The 17,955-nt window shown below is 67.1% G+C and carries 21 protein-coding genes; 9 read left to right on the forward strand and 12 right to left on the reverse strand.

Annotated elements, in window-relative coordinates:
• Positions 1-13: 13 nt before the first annotated feature.
• Entirely contained in the window at positions 14-298 is a 285-nt protein-coding gene (locus GO606_RS15960) for a hypothetical protein (protein WP_169117704.1), read from the reverse strand.
• 558 nt (positions 299-856) lie between these two features.
• On the opposite strand from GO606_RS15960, the gene GO606_RS15965 reads away from it, so the two are divergent.
• On the forward strand, positions 857-2,290 hold the full coding sequence (locus GO606_RS15965; protein ID WP_169117705.1) for an NAD(P)/FAD-dependent oxidoreductase: 1,434 nt from the start codon (positions 857-859) through the stop codon (positions 2,288-2,290).
• A gap of 23 nt (positions 2,291-2,313) precedes the next feature.
• Here GO606_RS15965 and GO606_RS15970 read toward each other — a convergent pair whose 3' ends face one another.
• Entirely contained in the window at positions 2,314-2,487 is a 174-nt protein-coding gene (locus GO606_RS15970; RefSeq protein ID WP_169117706.1) for a DUF1328 domain-containing protein, read from the reverse strand.
• Between the two features lie 267 nt (positions 2,488-2,754).
• On the opposite strand from GO606_RS15970, the gene GO606_RS15975 reads away from it, so the two are divergent.
• Complete coding sequence (locus GO606_RS15975) at positions 2,755-3,279, forward strand: hypothetical protein (protein ID WP_169117707.1); 525 nt, start codon at positions 2,755-2,757, stop codon at positions 3,277-3,279.
• 12 nt (positions 3,280-3,291) lie between these two features.
• A complete protein-coding gene (locus tag GO606_RS15980; RefSeq protein ID WP_169117708.1) occupies positions 3,292-4,473 on the forward strand; it encodes an AI-2E family transporter in 1,182 nt (393 codons plus the stop codon).
• Between the two features lie 62 nt (positions 4,474-4,535).
• Here GO606_RS15980 and GO606_RS15985 read toward each other — a convergent pair whose 3' ends face one another.
• From GO606_RS15985 to GO606_RS16000, 4 genes are all read right to left on the reverse strand, one after another.
• Positions 4,536-5,900, reverse strand: coding sequence for a phospholipase D-like domain-containing protein (locus GO606_RS15985; protein ID WP_246979663.1), 1,365 nt, complete (start codon positions 5,898-5,900; stop codon positions 4,536-4,538).
• 67 nt (positions 5,901-5,967) lie between these two features.
• Positions 5,968-6,291, reverse strand: coding sequence for a BON domain-containing protein (locus GO606_RS15990; RefSeq protein WP_169117710.1), 324 nt, complete (start codon positions 6,289-6,291; stop codon positions 5,968-5,970).
• A gap of 184 nt (positions 6,292-6,475) precedes the next feature.
• Positions 6,476-6,856 (reverse strand): BON domain-containing protein, encoded by a 381-nt coding sequence (locus GO606_RS15995; protein ID WP_169117711.1) that lies wholly within the window; start codon positions 6,854-6,856, stop codon positions 6,476-6,478.
• Positions 6,857-6,934: 78 nt separating this feature from the next.
• Positions 6,935-7,096 (reverse strand): DUF1328 domain-containing protein, encoded by a 162-nt coding sequence (locus GO606_RS16000; RefSeq protein WP_169117712.1) that lies wholly within the window; start codon positions 7,094-7,096, stop codon positions 6,935-6,937.
• A 261-nt stretch (positions 7,097-7,357) separates the two neighbouring features.
• On the opposite strand from GO606_RS16000, the gene GO606_RS16005 reads away from it, so the two are divergent.
• Complete coding sequence (locus tag GO606_RS16005; RefSeq protein ID WP_169117713.1) at positions 7,358-7,516, forward strand: DUF3309 family protein; 159 nt, start codon at positions 7,358-7,360, stop codon at positions 7,514-7,516.
• Positions 7,517-7,619: 103 nt separating this feature from the next.
• On the opposite strand, the gene GO606_RS16010 is transcribed toward GO606_RS16005, so the two are convergent.
• Positions 7,620-8,045: a CBS domain-containing protein gene (locus GO606_RS16010; RefSeq protein ID WP_169117714.1), complete on the reverse strand. Its 426-nt coding sequence runs from the start codon at positions 8,043-8,045 to the stop codon at positions 7,620-7,622.
• Between the two features lie 161 nt (positions 8,046-8,206).
• Between GO606_RS16010 and GO606_RS16015 the strand changes: the two genes are divergently transcribed.
• Genes GO606_RS16015 through GO606_RS16030 form a run of 4 tightly spaced genes read left to right on the forward strand, consistent with a single transcriptional unit; the run spans position 8,207 to position 12,499 of the window.
• The gene (locus tag GO606_RS16015; RefSeq protein WP_169117715.1) at positions 8,207-8,944 is read left to right on the forward strand and encodes a cysteine peptidase family C39 domain-containing protein; all 738 of its coding nucleotides are present in this window, start codon (positions 8,207-8,209) and stop codon (positions 8,942-8,944) included.
• Positions 8,941-10,413 (forward strand): RimK family protein, encoded by a 1,473-nt coding sequence (locus GO606_RS16020; protein WP_169117716.1) that lies wholly within the window; start codon positions 8,941-8,943, stop codon positions 10,411-10,413. The genes GO606_RS16015 and GO606_RS16020 overlap by 4 nt, the downstream gene beginning before the upstream one ends.
• Positions 10,410-11,717 (forward strand): carboxylate-amine ligase, encoded by a 1,308-nt coding sequence (locus GO606_RS16025; protein WP_169117717.1) that lies wholly within the window; start codon positions 10,410-10,412, stop codon positions 11,715-11,717. The genes GO606_RS16020 and GO606_RS16025 overlap by 4 nt, the downstream gene beginning before the upstream one ends.
• On the forward strand, positions 11,678-12,499 hold the full coding sequence (locus GO606_RS16030; RefSeq protein ID WP_169117718.1) for an N-formylglutamate amidohydrolase: 822 nt from the start codon (positions 11,678-11,680) through the stop codon (positions 12,497-12,499). The genes GO606_RS16025 and GO606_RS16030 overlap by 40 nt, the downstream gene beginning before the upstream one ends.
• Here the strand turns inward: GO606_RS16030 and GO606_RS16035 are convergent.
• The 5 genes from GO606_RS16035 to GO606_RS16055 form a co-directional block, all read right to left on the reverse strand.
• Positions 12,478-13,386: a hypothetical protein gene (locus GO606_RS16035; protein ID WP_169117719.1), complete on the reverse strand. Its 909-nt coding sequence runs from the start codon at positions 13,384-13,386 to the stop codon at positions 12,478-12,480. The two genes, GO606_RS16030 and GO606_RS16035, sit on opposite strands and share 22 nt — an antisense overlap.
• 124 nt (positions 13,387-13,510) lie before the next feature.
• Positions 13,511-13,855 carry a four-helix bundle copper-binding protein gene (locus tag GO606_RS16040; RefSeq protein WP_169117720.1) on the reverse strand — a complete coding sequence of 115 codons (345 nt, stop codon included), beginning with the start codon at positions 13,853-13,855 and terminating at the stop codon, positions 13,511-13,513.
• 93 nt (positions 13,856-13,948) lie between these two features.
• On the reverse strand, positions 13,949-14,815 hold the full coding sequence (locus GO606_RS16045) for an SDR family oxidoreductase (RefSeq protein ID WP_169117721.1): 867 nt from the start codon (positions 14,813-14,815) through the stop codon (positions 13,949-13,951).
• Between the two features lie 82 nt (positions 14,816-14,897).
• Entirely contained in the window at positions 14,898-15,644 is a 747-nt protein-coding gene (locus GO606_RS16050) for a ferritin-like domain-containing protein (protein WP_169117722.1), read from the reverse strand.
• Between the two features lie 71 nt (positions 15,645-15,715).
• Positions 15,716-16,876, reverse strand: coding sequence for a hypothetical protein (locus GO606_RS16055; RefSeq protein ID WP_169117723.1), 1,161 nt, complete (start codon positions 16,874-16,876; stop codon positions 15,716-15,718).
• Between the two features lie 552 nt (positions 16,877-17,428).
• Here GO606_RS16055 and GO606_RS16060 point away from each other — a divergent pair.
• Complete coding sequence (locus GO606_RS16060) at positions 17,429-17,938, forward strand: acyloxyacyl hydrolase (protein WP_246979665.1); 510 nt, start codon at positions 17,429-17,431, stop codon at positions 17,936-17,938.
• The last annotated feature ends 17 nt before the right edge of the window (positions 17,939-17,955 follow it).

Consider the following 17,955-nt stretch of genomic DNA (forward strand, 5'->3'; position numbering starts at 1 on the left):
CGGGCAGCGCGGGTTAATTCCCGCGCTTCCTCAGCCGCCGTTCTTCGAACACGGTCAGCGGAACGACTACCGCGGGGCTGGAGTTCCGGTTCCGACGGGGAGGCGCTTCCGCCCGGCTTCCGGTCAGACCCAAGGTCGCGAGTTCCCACCACAACGCCATCGAAACGAACGGTGCCTCCCACACCGACGGCCCCAGGTCGAGCGTGTCGTCGGCCTTGCGTGACAGCCAGTAACCGCCCGAGTGAAAAACCATCGTCACGACTTCGGTCGGCACCCCGGCGTCCGTCATCTTCGCCATCGTGGGCTGCAGCTCTTCAAGGCTGGAGATCAGGCAATAAATTGAACAATGCATAACGGTCCTCGGCGTTTACATGCACGACGAACTGCGTCGACACGGCGACCGGTGAACTGGCTCCCCTCGGCGCACCACGGCAAACGCGCTGATTCATTGCGCAGCCGGCTCGCCAGCGCCGGCTCATACTCAGTTCCAGCAGGATTCGAGCCAACCTCTCTCATCTACCCCAGACCGAAGACCCAACTTGGGGCTAGAGTACCGTTACCAATTTTTTGTCACAAGACATGAAAACCAGTATTTCCGCGTGATTTCGCAACTTTTTGGCAGGCCGGCGACGTATTTCTGGAAGCTGGTCCGGCACCTTCCACCGGCGCCGGTTCCCGGCGCCTCGTGCAGGAACACGCCTTGCCCAAGGGACGGAATTACAATCATTTTCCCTAAGGTACAGCGATGACGGGACTGGCAGGCAACTTTCCGCACGCTTCACGTCTTCTCGCCCCGGCCCTGGCGCATGGGCCGCGAGCGTCCTCGACGATATCGCTCGCCACGCGGCCCGGCGCAATGCGCAAGTCGAGGGCCGGCGCCGCACCGCTCACGTATTTCCTCACGTATTTCCTCGGCAGCCCGGGACAGGACTATCTGCCCGAGGATGACGAAAGGCGCGACAAATCGGCGTCGCACCCGGCCTGGGGCAGGGCCTGCGCCGGCCCCGCGCCGCACCGCATCGTCATCGTCGGAGGCGGAGCCGGCGGGCTGGAACTGGCTGCGCGCCTTGGCGACGGTGTCGGCCGGCGCGGCGAAGCCGAGGTCATCCTGGTCGATCCGATGCCTACCCATTTATGGAAGCCGCTGCTACACGAAGTCGCGGCGGGCACGCTGAACCCGCGCGAACAGGCGCTCGACTACCTGCAGCAGGCGCGACAGCACCATTTCCGCTTTCATCCCGGCCGCCTCGAAGGGCTCGTCCGCCATCGCCGCGAGATCTGGCTCGCGCCGCTGATCGACGGGGAAGGCGTCGAGATGGCGGCGCGCCGGCGGCTCCCGTACGACACGCTGGTGATCGCGATCGGAGCCACCGATGACGACTTCGGCACGCCGGGCGTGCGGCGCCATGCAATTTCGCTCAACAGCGCCGCGGACGCGGAACACTTTCGCAGCCGGCTGCTGTCGTTGTGCGCCGGAGCCGGACAGCGGATCCGGCGGCCGATCCAGCTCGTCATCGTCGGCGGCGGGGCGACCGGGGTCGAGCTGGCCGACGAACTGACCGGCGCGGTCGAGGAGATCGCCTCGTGCGGATACCTGCTGCGCCAGGCGGGCGAGCCGGTGAAGATCCGGGTGCTCGAGGCGCGCGGGCGGCTGCTCGCAGCGCTTCCGGCGCAAGCCGCGGAGCGCGTCCATTGCGAACTGGTGCGACGCGGCGTCGACGTGCGGTTGAACCGCCGGGTGGCCGAAGTGCGGCACGACAGCGTGCTGCTGTGCAGCGGCGAGGTCGTCGCCGCGGACCTGGTCGTCTGGACCGCCGGCATCCAGGGGCCGGAAGTGCTCGCGTCGCTTGGCGCGCTCGACACGAACGAGCGGCGCCAGTTGCTGGTCCGCACGACGCTGCAGACTTTCCGCGACGACAACATCTTCGCCATCGGCGACTGCGCGAGTTGCGTCTCGTCCGAAGGGGAGACGCTGGCGCCTCCGCTGGCCCGGGCCGCGCAGCAGCAGGCGAAGCTGCTGGCCCGCTCGCTGCAGCGGCGCCTGGCCGGCAAATCGCTGCTCCCGTTCCGCTACCGCGAGTCCGGCGCGCGCTCGCCGGCGCGCGACGAAGAGCCCGGCGGCGATGCCGGCGGGGATCGAAGCCGGGTCGACGGCGTGTTCGCGCGCTTCAGCTACTGGATGCTGTACCGCCGCCACCTCGCGATCCTGCTTGGCGGCATGCGGACGCTGCTGATGACCATCGGCGAACGGCTGCCGCGGCGCTCGCGGCCGCGCATGAAGCTGCATTGAGCGCGGCTGGCGCCGCGCGGGGTTCAGAACACGAGGACGCCGAGCAGCACGCCGAACACCAGCACGATGAGGAAGATCGCCAGCGCAATGTAGAACAGCACTCTGGCGATGCCGGCGGCCCCTGCCGCGATGCCGGTGAAGCCGAGCAGGCCGGCGATGACGGAGATGACGAAGAAGATGATCGCCCACTTGATCATTTTGTTTACTCCTTGTGGCGGATCGGGAGCGATCCGGGAATCGCGGCACATTCGCGGCACGGCATTGGTTTTTTCGACCGGGAAAACCGGGAGGAATTACCCGCCGGCGGGAAGTTTTTCCGCCTTTCGCCGGCACCGACGACACCGCTTGCGTCGCGCCTGATGGCGCGACGGGCAGCAAGCGCCGTACCCCGTTGAAAGCACGGCGCAGATAGGCATGAAGCTTGCATTGGGACTGATACGACGAGTTCCAGCGGAGACGACGTCATGCTAGGGGAAATCATCACGACATTTGCGGGCGCGAGTCTGGTCATCGGCGTGGCGCTCGCGGGCGGAACGGTTCATCGGACAACGCCTTCGCCTTCGGCGCAGTGGTCGCAGGAAGCGTGGGGTGTGGCGAAACTGAAGCGCACGGGGATGATTCCCGGCGCGGGCGGCGAGGACGGTCGTGCGGCGCCGGGCGAGTTGCCTTCGCCGATCGATCCGCGCAACGGAGCGGCACCGCCCGAACCGCCGGACGGGCTGGTGGCAGGGCTGATCATCAGCGCCGACATGTTTGTCGGAAATACTGACAGTGACCGGCACACGCTCACCGTCCGCCCCGCCGACAGCCGGCGCGAATTCAAGGCCCGGGTCGTCGGCATGGGGGATGAAGGTTCCGGCACGCCCGCCGAGCAGACGCTGATCGCCCCCGACACCGCGCTTGCCACCGCGCTGGCCCCTCTTGCGGTGCCGCACGGGGTGGGGCCGCCGGGGATCGACGGGAGACCTGCGGCAAAGATCCGGGCCTGAGGAGGCCGCCGTTTGAAACACGGGCGCACCCCGCCGGCCCGCCGCCTCGCCCGCGCTGCCGCCCGGCCGACCGAAGCCGCCCTGCCGACGCCGCCGCGGCCCACGCGCGACGCGGACGCCCGCCGCGCCGACCGTTCCATCGTCATCGTCTCGATGGTTCTGCTGATCGGCGTCTTCAGCCTGCTGGTGTGGACCGTTGCCGACGTGCTGCTGCTGGTGTTTGCCGGCATCCTGATCGGGGTGTTCCTGCGCGGGCTCGGCGACGGCGTGAGCGCCCTGACCGGCCTGTCCCGGAGCGTGTCATTCGGTGTCGTGCTGGCGACGCTCGCTGCGCTGCTGGTCGTCGGAGGGGCCCTGCTGGGCAACGAAATGGCGAGCCAGCTCGACCAGCTCGGACCCAGCCTGCATCTGGCGTGGGAGAAGATGCTGAACGGCGTCTACGGTTACGAGTGGGGGCGCATCCTCTTCTCCGAGCGCAACCTCAGCGCGATGCTCCCCGAGGACGGCACCTGGCTGACGCGCCTCGGAGACGCATTCTCGATGACGATCGGTGCCATCGCGGGATTGCTGATCGCGGTGTTCATCGGCATCTTCGGCGCCGCGGCACCCGCGGTGTATCGCCACGGACTGTTGCTGCTGGTCCCCGCCCACGCCCGGTCGCGCGCCCGCGACGTGCTCGACACGGTGACGATGACGATGCGCTGGTGGCTGATCGGCACGTTCGCCCGCATGGCGGTCGTCGGCCTGAGCGTCACCGTCGGGCTGTGGCTGCTCGATATCCAGCTTGCGCTCGCGCTCGGCCTGATCGCCTTCGTGCTTGATTTCGTCCCGTACATCGGCCCGATCCTTGCGGCACTGCCCGCGCTGCTCGTCGCGATCGCCACCGGCCCGGCCGACGCGTTCTACGTGCTGCTGCTCTACCTCGCGGTGCAGATGGCCGAAAACTATGTCGTCACGCCGCTGATCGACCAGTACAGCGTGCATTTGCCGCCCGCGCTGACGATCAGCGCCCAAGTGCTCCTCGGCGCGTTGCTCGGCGCGCTGGGGGTCGTGTTCGCGACACCGCTGACGGCGATCGCGCTGGTGCTGGTGCGCATGCTGTACGTCGAGGAGGATCTGGAACCGTCCGCGGGGACGCAGGCAGCGCCGCCCTCCCCGCTGCCACCGCACGAAACGGGCCCTCCCGGGGGTTGACCGTTTTTGCCGACTGCGGCCGCGACGGGAGATTCCGTCCCAGCCCGGCTACAGGAGGCTGGTTAGAGGAGGTACTCCCAGCGTCGCGCAAACCATTCGAGCAGCCGGGCGCGCACGCCGCGATGCTTCCACTGCTCGAGCGTCACTTCGTGGGAGGCCGATTGGTCGAGGCCGAAGAGTTCTTCCATTTCTTCCGCGAACACACCGTCGAGCACCAGCACGTCGGCTTCGAAGTTATGTACGAAGCTGCGCCAGTCGAGGTTCGTCGAGCCGACGCTCGACCATACCCCGTCGATGACCGCGGTCTTCGCATGCAGCAGCGCATCGCGCCGTTCGAAGATGCGTACTCCCACGCTCAGCAAGTCCTGGTAATGCGAACGACCGGCGTGGAACGGCGCCCAGAAATCGCTGAAACCGGGCAGCACGAGCCGCACGTCGACACCCCGCTGCGCCGCGTCGCGCAGCGACTGCAGCGTGCGTTCGTCCGGCACGAAATATCCGTAGGTGAGCCACGCCCGCTTGCGCGCATGTTCGAGCGCGGACATCAGCGCGACGTACAGCTCGCTGCGTCCCGACACCGGATCGGCGGCGACCAGGCGCATCGCCATGCCGCCGGCGCGCTCGGCGCGGGTCGCCTGCCGCGCTACCGGAGACGGGCAGCGCTGCTCGTGCCATGCGTCGTTGAACAGCGCTTCGAACTGCGTCACGACCGGTCCCCGCACCATCACGTGGGTGTCGCGCCATCCCTCCTCGCGAGTCGGCACGCGGCGCTTGCTGCCGAACGAACCCGCGCGATACACGCCGCTGATGTTGATGCCGCCGGTAAAGGCGATTTGGCCATCGATCACCAGCACCTTGCGATGGTCCCGGTTGTTGAGGCTCAGCCGCGGATCGCCTTCGAGCTTGAGCGGATTGACCGGATTGAATTCGCACACCGCGACGCCCGCCGCGGCGAGTCCCTCAAAATAGCCGGGAGGGGTGTCGCGCGAGCCGACGCTGTCATACAGGACGCGAACCTCGACGCCCTGCCGCCGCTTCGCCGCGAGCAGGCGGGCAAGACGCTCGCCCTGTTCCCCCGACTCGAGGATGTAGGTTTCGAGATGAACGTGGCGCCGCGCTTTCTCGATCGCCCCGAACATTGCCCGGTACGTGGCCGGGCCGTCGACGAGCAGGTGCGCGTGGTTGCCCAGGACCAGCGGCGCCGTGAGCGCCTTCTCGACATGGGCGAGATGATGGACGAGCAGTTCCTTGCCGACACCGTCGGCTTCGAGCTGATGCGCGACCTTGGGCGAGGGATGCGTGCGCAGCGCGCCGTCGGCGTGCTCGACGCGGACTTCGACGGCGGCCGGCGGAGCGCGCACCGGGAGAGCCGCCGTATCGACCGCCGGCCCCGTTACGCAGGCCGCGAGCACGAACGGACCGAACACCGTGCCCCATGTGCCGCCCCGGAAGGATTCGCACCGGCGGTCGAAGGAAGCGTTTCCGAGGCAGCCGTCAATACGCCGGCTTGACCCTGATGTCATTCTTGACGGACTTGACGCCGGGAACCTTGCGCGCGATTTCGACGGCGCGCTCGGCGTCACCGGACTTCGCGACGAAGCCGCTCAGCTGCACCACGCCACGGGAGGTCTCGACGTTCACCTCACGCGCCTTGACCTGCGGGTCGTCGATCAGCGCGGCTTTCACGCGCGTCGTGATCGTCGCGTCGTCGATGTATTCGCCGGTCGATTCGCGCGACCGGCTCCCCGCACACGCGCTGACGACGGGCAGGGCAAGCGCCGCGAGGGCGGCAGTCAGCACTGTTCTTCTGCTTGTCATTTTCTATGGTCCTCCGTTGGAAAATCACCGGCCTCGCCTGGAGGGCGACGCCTTCACGCTTACCCGGCACCGGGCAGCGCCGCGTTTGCCTCGCCGGAATGTCCGGCAAGGACAACTGCTGCCGGCCGCTGTCCCTGTCTTTTTGCCCTTGCGTGCTTGCGCGGGACAGGAGCCGAAATCGGGATCAGGACGCCGGCGGCGCCTTCAGCGCATTGACCACTTCCTGTACGCCTTCGACCTTGCGCGCAACGGCGTCGGCGCGCGCAATCTGGTCGGCCGGAACGGCGCCGCTCAGCGTCACGACGCCATTTTCCGAGCTGACGCTGATTGCGCCGGCATCCAGGCCCTCTTCGGCCAGCAGCGCCGTTTTCACCTTCGTCGTGAGAACCGCGTCGTCCACTGCCTGGCCGGCGCGGTTGGCGTTCGTCTCCACTCTTTCCTTGGTGTCCGCGCTCGTACCGGGCGCGGCCCCGGTCGTCGTGCCCGGCTCGGCCGGACGGTCGTCACACCCGGCGAGAGCCGCAAGGCTCACGCAGGCAACGAGAATCGAGAATCGACGCTTCATGGGCAGACCTCCTTTCGATATCCGCGCTGTGCGCACCCAACACCGCAGCGGCGCCGCGGTGAGCGCAGGCGCGACGTTCTATTTTTGCAAGATCCCGAGGATCAGGGAGATCACCGCGATCACGAGGAAAATGTAGAAAAGGATCTTGGCTATGCCGACCGCACCGCTCGCGATTCCGCCAAACCCGAACAGGGCGGCGACGATCGCGATCACGAGGAATATCGCTGCGTAATACAACATGGGACACCTCCATTCACAGGCAGGGGGGGAATTTCCCGCTGACGTCAGGGGTGAGGCAAACCGCATGCCCGGCACGCCGCGGCGCCACGGCGGTAATGACATCCGGGAGAAGTGGATAATCTCACCCGGCGTTGTAACGCTTACATGCGCCGGCGCGCGCCCCTGGCCGGATGTGGCAGCACCGTTGCGCCGCTCCGGGCACGGAAGCTGCCTGTCCGGAGTACCGCGGCGTGAGCCGCCTGCCTTCAAAGGACGACGATCATGGCCTTATCGACGATACTCATTATCCTGCTGGTGCTGCTGCTGATCGGCGCGCTCCCTGCCTGGCCCTACAGCAGTTCCTGGGGCTACCGTCCGAGCGGACTGCTGGGACTCGTCCTGATCGTGCTTTTGGTGCTGGTGCTGCTCGGCGCGTTATAGGGCCGCTGCAGGGGCGCCACAACGAAAACCGGACCCTGCAGAGGGTCCGGTTTCGTGTTGCGGCACGATTTTTCGTCGTGCCTGCGGCGACTGCAGGAGCCCCTCAGTGAGTCGAACCGGTGGGTTCCGAAATGCCGCATACCGCTTCGCCGGCCGGCTGCGCGCCTTCGGTATTCGCGATGTCGGCAAGGGCGACGATTCCCACCAGCCGCTTGTTGCGATCGAGCACGACCAGCCGATGGATCTGCTCGTCCCCCATGTTGCGGGCGACGTGGGCGATATCCTCGTCCTCGAAGCAGTATTTGACTTCCTTGGTCATGACGTCGCGGACACGGGTATCGGGACTCTTCCCGGCCGCAACCGCGCGGATCGTGATGTCGCGGTCGGTCACCATGCCGATGAGCTTTTCGCCGTCGTTGACCGGCAGCGCTCCGACGTTCCATTCCGCCATCATGCGTGCTGCATCCTCGATGCTCTGTTCGGGATCGAGCATTCGCACGTCCATGGTCATTGCCTCGCTTACTTGCATGATGCACCTCCTCGATCAAGAATGAAGCAGGCACACCGCCTGCGTTCCGTCCTTAATGCAAAAGCGGTGCCCGGAAGCTTCACTGCAGATCGGGAGGATGGCGCGAGCAGGCATGGCGTTTGCTCGCAATCGAGTTATTGACACCTGGAGGATCGCAGTCCGTGCTGCCGGCTTCGCTGCGACTGAACGTCGACCTCCTGCCCCAGCCGACCGAGACCACGTGCGGGCCGACCTGCCTGCACGCGGTGTATCGGTACTGGGGCGAGGACATCTCGCTCGATGCGGTCATCAGACGCACGCGCGCGCTGATCCATGGCGGCACTTACGCGGTGTTCCTCGCGTGCGACGCGCTCGCGAACGGCTTCGAAGCGACGATCTACACGTACAACCTCACAGTGTTCGACCCGACGTGGTTCCGCAACAAGCCGGACATCGCCGAGCGGCTGCAGGCGCAGCGCGAAGTCAAGGACAACCCGCGCCTGCTGCACGCGACCGAGGGTTACCTCGATTTCCTGCGGCTCGGCGGCCGGTTGCGGTTCACCGATCTGTCGCCGCCGATGCTGCGCGGGCTGCTGCGCCGCCGCCATCCGATCATCACCGGGCTCAGCTCGACGTTCCTGTACCGCACGGCGCGGGAATTCGGCCCCAACGACATCCCGGACGACGTGCGCGGCACACCGTCCGGGCATTTCGTCATCATCGCCGGCTATGACCGGCCGGCGCGACGCCTGCTCGTGGCCGACCCGTACGGCCCCCACCCGTATGGCGGCATGCGCGAATACTGGATCCGGATGGACCGCGTCATCGCGTCGATACTCCTCGGCATCGTCACCCACGACGCGAACCTGCTGGTGATCTCGCCGCGCAAGCCCAGGCCTGCCGACCCGGAGCTGCCGTGAATTCGCTGATCGTCGTCGAAAACCCCGACGACTGGCCGCTGGGCGAGAGCGGCCCGCCGGTCGTTCCCGCCCGCAGTTACCTGACCGACCCGGCCTACGGCGAAGACCGCTCGGCGCACGTGTTCAACCTGTGCCAGTCGTTCCACTACCAGAAGCTCGGCTACTACGTTTCGCTGCTCGCCGAGGCGCGCGGGCATCGGCCGTGGCCGCCCGCCGGCACGATCGAGGACCTGCAGTCGCAGAACCTCGTGCAGGTGCTGACGAGCGAACTCGCGCAGCTCGTCGAGCAGACGCTCGCGCCGCTGAAGTCGGCGCAGTTCGAGCTGAGCGTGTATTTCGGGCTGAACGTTGCGCAGCGCTACAACGTGCTCGCCGGGCAGCTCTTCAAGCTGCTGCAGGTGCCGCTGCTGCGGGCGCACTTCGAGCGCGTCAAGGGCCACTGGCAGACGCGCTCCATCGACCTCATCGGCATCAACGACATCCCCGCGGAGCATCGGCAGTTCGCATTCGACGCCGCGGCGCGACATTTCGCCCGGCGCAGCACCGGTCCGCAGAGCGCCACGCGGCGCTTTCGCATCGCGATCCTGCACAATCCGGAAGAAGCCCACCAGCCGTCCAACCCTGCCGCGCTGCGCAAGTTCGCCGCAGCCGCCACCGCGCTCGGCATGCAGCCCGAGTTCATCCTGCCGGGCGATTTCGGCCGCCTGCCGGAGTTCGACGCGCTGTTCATCCGCGACACCACTTTCGTCCACCACCACACGTACCGGTTCGCACGGCGCGCAAAAGCCGAAGGACTGATCGTCATTGACGACCCGGACTCGATCCTCAAGTGCAACAACAAGGTGTACCTCGCAGAGCTGCTCGCCCACCACAACCTGCCGGCACCGCGCACGCTGCTGATCCACCGCGACAACATCGACCAGATCGTGCCGTTGCTCGCGCTGCCGTGCGTGCTCAAGCAGCCGGACAGTTCGTTTTCGGTCGGCGTCGACAAGGTCAGCGATGAAAGGGAGCTGCGCGCGAAGGTCGCCGAACTGCTCGAGATGTCGGACCTGATCGTTGCGCAGGAGTGGCTGCCGACCGAATTCGACTGGCGCGTCGGCATCCTCGACGGCAGGGTGATCTTCGTCTGTAAATATTACATGGCGCATGGCCACTGGCAGATCATTGACCACAACAGCGAAACCGGCCGCAACGAAGAAGGCCCGACCGAAGCGCTCGCGATCGGCGAGGCGCCCGAGGATGTCGTGAACATCGCGCTGCAGGCGGCGAACCTGATCGGCGACGGCTTCTACGGCGTCGACATCAAGCAAAGCGGCAATCGCTGCTGCATCATCGAGATCAACGACAACCCGAACGTCGACGCCGGCAACGAGGACGGGGTACTGAAGGACGCGCTCTATCGCGAAGTCATGGGCGTGTTCCTGCGCCGCCTGGAACAGGACCGCAGTGGAGGAAATCCGGCATGAGTGCGGAACACCCGACCCCCGCCCGCAGGGGTGCGCACGATGCGGCGCAGAGCTGCGCGAGCCGCGCTCCGGTGCTGGACGCGTTCGGCGGCTACGGCGTCGAGATCGAATACATGATCGTCGACCGCGACGGGCTCGACGTGCGCCCGATCGCGGACGAATTGCTGTGCCTCGGGGCCGGACATCCCGCTGCCGACGTCGAGCGGGGCGAGATGGGGTGGTCGAACGAACTCGCGCTGCATGTGCTGGAAATCAAGAATCGCTTTCCGACCGCGACGCTCGACGCGCTGCCCGAAGCCTTCCATGCCGAGATCACCGCGATCAACGCGCTGCTCGAACGGCACGGCGCACAGTTGATGCCCGGCGGCATGCATCCGTGGATGGACCCGCACACTGAAACGCGGCTGTGGACCCACGAAAACTGCGCGATCTACAGCACCTATGACCGCATTTTCGACTGCCGCCGCCACGGCTGGGGAAACCTGCAGAGCGTGCACCTGAACCTGCCGTTCGGCGACGACGAGCAGTTCGCGCGCCTGCACGCCGCCGTCCGCCTGGTGCTGCCGATCCTGCCGGCGCTCGCGGCGAGTTCGCCGATCGCCGACGGGCGCCTGACCGGCTTCATGGATTACCGCCTCGAGGTGTATCGCGACCACCAGCGCCAGCTGCCGTCGTCGATCGGCGAGTGCATTCCGCGCCCGACCGGCTCGCCGGCCGAATACCGGGCGCAGATCCTCGCGCCGATGTACCGCGAAGCGGCCGAATACGGCGACGGCGGCGTGCTGCAGCACGAATGGCTGAACGTGCGCGCGGCGATCCCGCGCTTCGAGCGCAACGCGATCGAGATCCGCGTCCTCGACGTGCAGGAATGCCCGCACGCGGACCTCGCGATCGCCGCCGTGACCGCGGCGCTGGTGCGGCGGCTCTACGATTCGTACCCGTCCGCGCCCGACGCCGACGGCACGATCCGCACCGCGGCGCTGGTCGCGACGTTTCGCGCGTGCCTGCGCGACGCCGAGCAAACGCTGATCGACGACGCGAGCTATCTCACGCAACTCGGCCTCGACTGCGGCCCGTGCCGCGCCGACGAGCTGTGGGCGCGCCTCATCGACCTGCTGCTCGCCGAGGAGCGGCTCGCGCCGCGCTGGCACGCCCCGCTGCAGCTGATCCTCGAGCGCGGCCCGCTCGCGCGCCGCATCGTCGCCGCACTCGGCGAGGACCCCGGCCGGCTGCAGATGCGCGACGTCTATCGGGAGCTGTGCCAATGCCTGCGCGACAACCGCCAGTTCCAGGGGACGGCGTAGCGTCCGCGGCAGCGGATGCGGCGGGGGGCGACGGCGCAGTCGCCTTCGTCGTTTCCTGCGAGCACGGCGGCAACCGCGTGCCGCCGCGTTACCGCGAGCTGTTCGCGACGGCGCGGGACGCGCTCGACAGCCACCGCGGCTACGATCCGGGCGCCCTCACCCTCGCCCGCCAGTTGGCACGGACGCTGGCTGCGCCGCTCGTCGCGGCGACGACCACGCGCCTGCTCGTCGACCTGAACCGCAGCCCGGGGCATCCGAAGCTCCACTCCGAATGGATCTCTGCCTCGCCGCCCGACATCCGCGCCGGCATCCGGGCGCGCCACTACCTGCCGTACCGGCGCCAAGTCGAAGAGCTCGTCGCCGGCGCGATCGGCGGCGGACAGCGGGTCGTCCATGTTTCGAGCCACAGCTTCACGCCCGTGCTCGACGGCGTCGTGCGCAACGCCGATGTCGGCATCCTCTACGATCCAGGCCGGCCGGGCGAAGCGGCGCTCAGCGCGCGCTGGATCGCGGCGCTTCAGGCACGCGCGCCGCAGCTGAAAGTGCGGCGCAATTACCCCTACACGGGAAAATCCGACGGGTTATGTGCGTGGCTGCGGCGCCACCATGCCGCGGGCGACTACGTCGGCATCGAGCTCGAAATCAATCAGCGCCATGTCGCGCCCGGGCGCGCCGAGTGGCGCGCGCTGCGGGCGGCGATCGTCGCCTCGTTTGTCGAGGCGCTGGAGCGGGAGCAAGCGCTGGAGAAACAACGACGCGCTCAGCCCGCGGTCGGCACATGACGACGCGGGGTCGTCGACACGACGTGGCGTTCATGGCGCTCCGGCACGATCGGACGCCGCGCACCGCGCGCACCGAGGAGGCCGCCACCGGCGCCGGCCAGGAGCGACAGCAGGATCGCGGCGCTCAGCCACGCGCTGGCAGCCGACGCGGTCTGCGCGACGTCGATGCGCTCGCCGCCGGCCTGCGCATCGGCCCCGGACGGCGAACGGCCTGTCAGCGCCAGGGCCTGCTCGGCGGCGCGATTGGCCTGGTCCGGGCTCATGCCGAAGCGGTTCTGCAGCAAATCGACGGCTGCCGCGCGGTCGCCGCGTTCGAGGCTCGACAGCAGCTCGCCGACTGCGGACTCGCCCGGCGCTGCGGCGGCCGAGGCTGCGGCCGTCGTCGCCGTGTTCGCCGCCATGCCGAACATCCCGCCCAGCGCGTTGCCGGTAACCGACCCGGTGAGGATGGCAAAAAACAGCATCGTCGCCCCCCACGAGACGACGCCGTGCAGCATGCCGTCCGAAGTGCGCCGCAGGCCGGACGAGCGGGAAGCGACGTAACCGCCGATGAACGCCGCGATCAGCATGCTGACCGTGTTCCACGTTGCGGCGGCGATCGAGATGCTCTCTCCTTCCGGTCGCTCCCCGGCGCCGACGACGGCAAGACCCGCGGCAATGCCGATCAGCACGAACAGCACATGCACGCCCAGGCCGACGGCGAAACCGGCAATCACCGCGCTCCAGCGGATGCTGTACAACGGGGTGCCTTCCGGCTCGATGGTTACGCTGCTCACGCCTGCAGGGTCCACGCTTCTGGTTTCCGATCTGATTTCCATGGTCTGTCCTTCCGTTTGAGAGGGTGAAATGCCCGTCCGCAAGCGGACGCGTGATTCGATCAGCAACATCCGTACCGCCTGCTGAAACCCCGCCTGGGCGGGCGAAATTCCCCAAAACGGGCGGTCAGACGACGGTCCCGAAGCGCAATTCTTACGCCGCGCTGTAACTCCTGCTTACGCCACCGATCCCGCCTCATACCGAAGTCATTGCTTCGCAACTGCTCTTGCACCGCTCGCAGGCGAAGATGCATTCCTCCATCTCGTCCAGATCGCGGCAGCTGCTGATGCACGCGTCGCAGATGTCGGCACAGACCGCGCACACCTGGCGGTGCAGCGTCGAGTTGGTCGTCATCACGTTCGCGGCCGCCTGGCAGATCTCCGCGCAGACGATCATGGTGCGCAGATGTTCCGGCTCGACATGGCGGCCGCCTTTTTCGAGACAGTGTCCGGTCGCCATGGCGAGGCAGACCATCTGGCAGCGCCGGCACAGTTCAATGCAGGCCAGCATTTCAGGCGATAGCGTGGTTTGTTGGGACATGGGAAAACCTCCTCTGGCAAGGGTGCGGCACTGGCGCCGGTGACGCGGGCCGTTGCAATCGGCGTACCGGCACGTCGCGTTCCCGGCTGCGCGTCACCCGTTGACGATCTCGCCGCCGTTCGGATGCAGCACCTGCCCCGTCATGTAGCTCGAATCGCTGCTCGCGAGGAAGATGTAGCTCGGCGCGACCGCGTCCGCCTGGCCGGCGCCGCCCAAAGGCTGCTTTTCGCCGAAATGCTCGACTTTTTCAGCGTCGAAACTGGCCGGGATCAGCGGCGTCCAGATCGGCCCGGGGGCGACGCCGTTGACGCGGATGCGGCGCTTCGCGAGCGACTGCGCGAGCGAGCGCGTGAACGACACGATCGCGCCTTTCGACGCCGAATAGTCGATCAGGTGCGCGCTGCCGCGGTACGCCGTCACCGACGTCGAGTTGATGATGCAGGCGCCCTCCTTCAGGTGCGCCAGCGCGTGACGGGTGAGGTCGAACATCGAGAACAGGTTGGTGCGGAAAGTGCGTTCGAGCTGCTCCCGCGAGATCGCGGCCAGGTCCTCCTGCGGATGCTGCTCGGCGGCGTTGTTGACCAGGATGTCGAGACGGCCGAACTTCGCGACCACCTTCTCGACGACGTCCGCGCAGAACGCCTCGTCGCCGACGTCCCCGGCCAGCAGCAGACACTTCGCCCCCTGCGCCTCGATCTGCCGCCGCGTATGTTCGGCGTCCTCGTGTTCGCACAGGTACACCACCGCCACGTCCGCGCCTTCCTTCGCGAAGCCGATCGACACCGCGCGCCCGATGCCGCTGTCCCCGCCGGTGACGATCGCGGCCTGGCCGGCGAGCTTGCCCGAGCCGCGGTAGTGCTTCATTTCATCCTCGGGGCGCGGCACCATCGGCTCCTCGCGCCCCGGCTGCGTGTCCTGCTGCTGTGCTGGAATCTGCTCAACGATCGTCTGGTCGCTCATGGCAAGTCTCCGCGTGCGAATCGCACCACGTAGTGCGCGGCCTGCGATTCACGGGTAGTCAGGTAGTCAGCGATTCACGCGGTCAGCTCGCTTCCCCGAGCACGACTGTCTGCAGCCAGCCGCGGATCTGGCGCACGTGCGCCTTTTCGCTGTCGCGCGCGCTGTGGAACTGCGGCAAGAACTGGTCCTGGTCGGCTTCCGCCGTCAGGCTGATCAGCAGGTCCCAGCTCGCGTTGTCGGCGAGCTCGGCGATCAGCATCGCTTCGAGGCAGTGGACGAGCGTCGTGCGCGGGTCGGTGAGGACCTGCATCAGGCCGCTGATCGCGAGCGCCGAAACCGCCGCGGCAGGGGTCTGCGCCGTCGAGTCGGCGCCGAGCGAATCGAGCGCCGAGGCCAGCACGTGCATGTGCGCCAGTTCGTCATCGCGCAGGCGCTGCAGGTCGTCGACCGAGAACGGCATCCGCTGCTGCGTCGCGAGCGCCGACGCCTTGTCGATCAGCGCCTGGTAGAGGCGCACGCCGATGCGCTCGAAGGCGAGCCGCTCGCCGAGCTTGTCGACCAGCACTTCGGGCTTCCTCGCGCCGAGCTTCGACAACGCCGCGGTGAATGCGCTGGTCAGCACGCCCGGCATCGGCACCGAGCCGATGCGTTCGGCCTCGACCGCGTAGTCGCAACGCACGGCGGCGATCTCCCTGCCATCGGGCATCTCGTCGGGGGCGCTCACCTCTTCCGGCACCCGTTCGTCCGCATACAACTGCATGCTGTGGACCGACAGCGGCGAGGACTGTGCACCGGTGCGGTTGAATCCGGGCTCGGTGACGTCATCCATGATCCTTCCTTCCCCAAACTCATGTTCGTCGAATAACCCCCTGAGCAGCGGGCGGATATCGCGTGTCGAGTTCATGCTGCTTTCAGCGACCGGTTGAGTTCAGTGCCCGACGTCCAGTGATACGCCGTCGCCACCCGCGTCGACGGCGACCCGTCGGCGTTGATCCGGCGGCGGTATTCGCGGGATACGGGGCTCTCGCGGGCGAGCTTGACGAAATCCACGCCGTTCGCGCGCAGGTCGACTTCCGCTGCGAGCACGTCGCGGACGAAGTCGCGCTGGCTCTTGAACTCGAGCGGCGCGGGCAGCGTCCGCGCCAGCACTTCGGCCGGATCGCGCTTCTCGTACTGCCTGAACAGGCCGCACACGTGATGCAGGTGGCCCAGTTCGTAGTCGCAGAAACGCTCCCACATCTCGCGGATGCGCGGGTTGCTTTCCGACCGGGCGCAGCTGTAGTAGCCGTAGACCTCGGTCGCCTCGTGGAGCAGCCACAGCTCCAGGAAGCTTTGCCGCGGGTCCAGCAGCGAGCCGTACTGCGTCATGTGCTGCTCCTCGACCGACGCGATCTCCGCGTACAGCTGCCGCGCGACCGGGTCGGCGAACATCGGGCCGATCGTCATGTAGTAGTCGTGCGTCTGGCATTCGGCGGCGGTGATCAGCGTCGCATGCAGCTTCGTCAGGAAATTGGCGTCACGGCCATAGGGCAACCGCAGGTCATCGACCGGCGCCCGGTGTCCGTCCACGGTCGGACGGCCCGGGGCGATGTCGGTATGCCCCTGCAGGATGTTGTTCGAATCCTTGCCTTCGAGCCGGTCGAGCAGCGCCGAGTAGCGATAGAGATGATCGAAATCCTCGAGCAGCCCGAAGCGGTAGACCTGCGCGAGGTACGGGTCCGGTTCCCGCTGGGCGACTGCCGCGGTTACTTCGACGGCGACCTGCTCGTACGCGATCGTCGTCTCCAGCGGCGAATGATCGGCCGACAACAACCCGTTCACCGCAGTTGCCTGGTGCTGCTCGACGCGGCGGATCTCGGCCAGCGACTGTCGCAGTTCGCCATTCATCCGCGCCCCCACGTGGGACAGCCGCAACGCGTCGAGCTCGAGCGCGTTCATGAGGATGATGCGTACGCGGGTGAAAGCCTCGTCGTCGAGCTTGCTGATCGGCTTTCCCGCCATGTCCTTCCATGTCAAAGACTGCTTGTCGATCGGCACCCCTTTATTTTCCAGCAGATCCACGGCAATTTCCTCCGGTCGATAAGACTTCGGGAGGCTCGGGCCGGAAAGGCTCGGGCCTCACCGCAGGAAGATCGTGCAAACCGCGTGCCTGCGGGAACAGGAGGGGGCTGATGGATTCAGGACCCTGCTGGTACGGGAATAAAGACCACGTCCGCCTCTGCTGCGCGCGCCGTCGCCCGCGTCGCGGGAATTTTCTCCACACATGCTGTAGGAATTACAGGCGCGAGTAAGAAATACGCGTCGCTTCGCTGCAGTGCGACAACGTCGACGAGTGAAACAAATCTTTCGGCACGCAGGCAACGGCATTGCTAAGGTGAATTGTTGCCGCCGCCGTGTTGCGCGACACAAACAACAACAATGGACAGGAGAGTCATCGTGCAGACGATTTCGCCACTCCAACTCCCACTCTCCATCCCCCTCCCCGGCGCCGTGCCACGCGCCATCCCGGCAGGTTTCCGCTTCCCGGCTCCGATGGGGCGCGGTTGTCCGACAGCAACCGCCAAGCCACCCTTGCAGACCACGCGCCGCCGGCGAGCGCACGGACTTGCCGACATGTCGTGCGCGCTGGCGTTGTTCGCTGCCGCGGCCGCGTGCCCCGCCGCGCAGGGTGTCGCCTTGCAGGCCGGAAGCCGCGGCTCGGTCGATAGTGTCGGCGTGCAGTGGCTGCTGCCGGTCTGGTATCGCACCGAATGGAAGAACTGGCGCATCGCCGGCCACCCGGAACTCCAGTTGAACCGCCACCGCAGCCATTCGGACGAAGCGGTCCAGGCCGGCGCTTTCGCGACCTTCCGTATCTCTCCGATCCGTACCGGCGCGTACCCGTATCTCGAGGCGGGCCTCGGTCTGAACCTCTTCTCGGAGGAAAAACTTGGACGCAGGAACCTGTCCACCCACTTCCAGTTCGGCGAACTGATCGGCGTCGGCATCGCCTGGGGAGGCAGGGCCGGGGGCAAAGGCGAGACATCAGTCGGCGTGCGGCTGAGCCATTATTCGAATGCCGGGCTGAAGCAACCGAATCACGGCATCGAGGTGTTCCAGCTCACGGTCAGCCACCGCTTCTAGCGGCCGCGCCGGCGAGG

The organism is Aromatoleum anaerobium (assembly GCF_012910705.2).
Classification (GTDB): domain Bacteria; phylum Pseudomonadota; class Gammaproteobacteria; order Burkholderiales; family Rhodocyclaceae; genus Aromatoleum; species Aromatoleum anaerobium.

What these genes read in the sequence shown, in the direction of transcription:
- GO606_RS15960 (WP_169117704.1), bottom strand. Translation starts at nt 298, where the DNA reads ATGGCGAAGATGACGGACGCCGGGGTGCCGACCGAAGTCGTGACGATG.
- GO606_RS16025 (WP_169117717.1), top strand. Translation starts at nt 10,410, where the DNA reads ATGAGTGCGGAACACCCGACCCCCGCCCGCAGGGGTGCGCACGATGCG.
- GO606_RS15975 (WP_169117707.1), top strand. Translation starts at nt 2,755, where the DNA reads ATGCTAGGGGAAATCATCACGACATTTGCGGGCGCGAGTCTGGTCATC.
- GO606_RS15990 (WP_169117710.1), bottom strand. Translation starts at nt 6,291, where the DNA reads ATGACAAGCAGAAGAACAGTGCTGACTGCCGCCCTCGCGGCGCTTGCC.
- GO606_RS16040 (WP_169117720.1), bottom strand. Translation starts at nt 13,855, where the DNA reads ATGTCCCAACAAACCACGCTATCGCCTGAAATGCTGGCCTGCATTGAA.
- GO606_RS15995 (WP_169117711.1), bottom strand. Translation starts at nt 6,856, where the DNA reads ATGAAGCGTCGATTCTCGATTCTCGTTGCCTGCGTGAGCCTTGCGGCT.
- GO606_RS16050 (WP_169117722.1), bottom strand. Translation starts at nt 15,644, where the DNA reads ATGGATGACGTCACCGAGCCCGGATTCAACCGCACCGGTGCACAGTCC.
- GO606_RS16060 (WP_246979665.1), top strand. Translation starts at nt 17,429, where the DNA reads ATGTCGTGCGCGCTGGCGTTGTTCGCTGCCGCGGCCGCGTGCCCCGCC.
- GO606_RS16035 (WP_169117719.1), bottom strand. Translation starts at nt 13,386, where the DNA reads ATGTTGCTGATCGAATCACGCGTCCGCTTGCGGACGGGCATTTCACCC.
- GO606_RS16045 (WP_169117721.1), bottom strand. Translation starts at nt 14,815, where the DNA reads ATGAGCGACCAGACGATCGTTGAGCAGATTCCAGCACAGCAGCAGGAC.
- GO606_RS16005 (WP_169117713.1), top strand. Translation starts at nt 7,358, where the DNA reads ATGGCCTTATCGACGATACTCATTATCCTGCTGGTGCTGCTGCTGATC.
- GO606_RS16010 (WP_169117714.1), bottom strand. Translation starts at nt 8,045, where the DNA reads ATGCAAGTAAGCGAGGCAATGACCATGGACGTGCGAATGCTCGATCCC.
- GO606_RS15970 (WP_169117706.1), bottom strand. Translation starts at nt 2,487, where the DNA reads ATGATCAAGTGGGCGATCATCTTCTTCGTCATCTCCGTCATCGCCGGC.
- GO606_RS16000 (WP_169117712.1), bottom strand. Translation starts at nt 7,096, where the DNA reads ATGTTGTATTACGCAGCGATATTCCTCGTGATCGCGATCGTCGCCGCC.
- GO606_RS16030 (WP_169117718.1), top strand. Translation starts at nt 11,678, where the DNA reads ATGCCTGCGCGACAACCGCCAGTTCCAGGGGACGGCGTAGCGTCCGCG.
- GO606_RS15965 (WP_169117705.1), top strand. Translation starts at nt 857, where the DNA reads ATGCGCAAGTCGAGGGCCGGCGCCGCACCGCTCACGTATTTCCTCACG.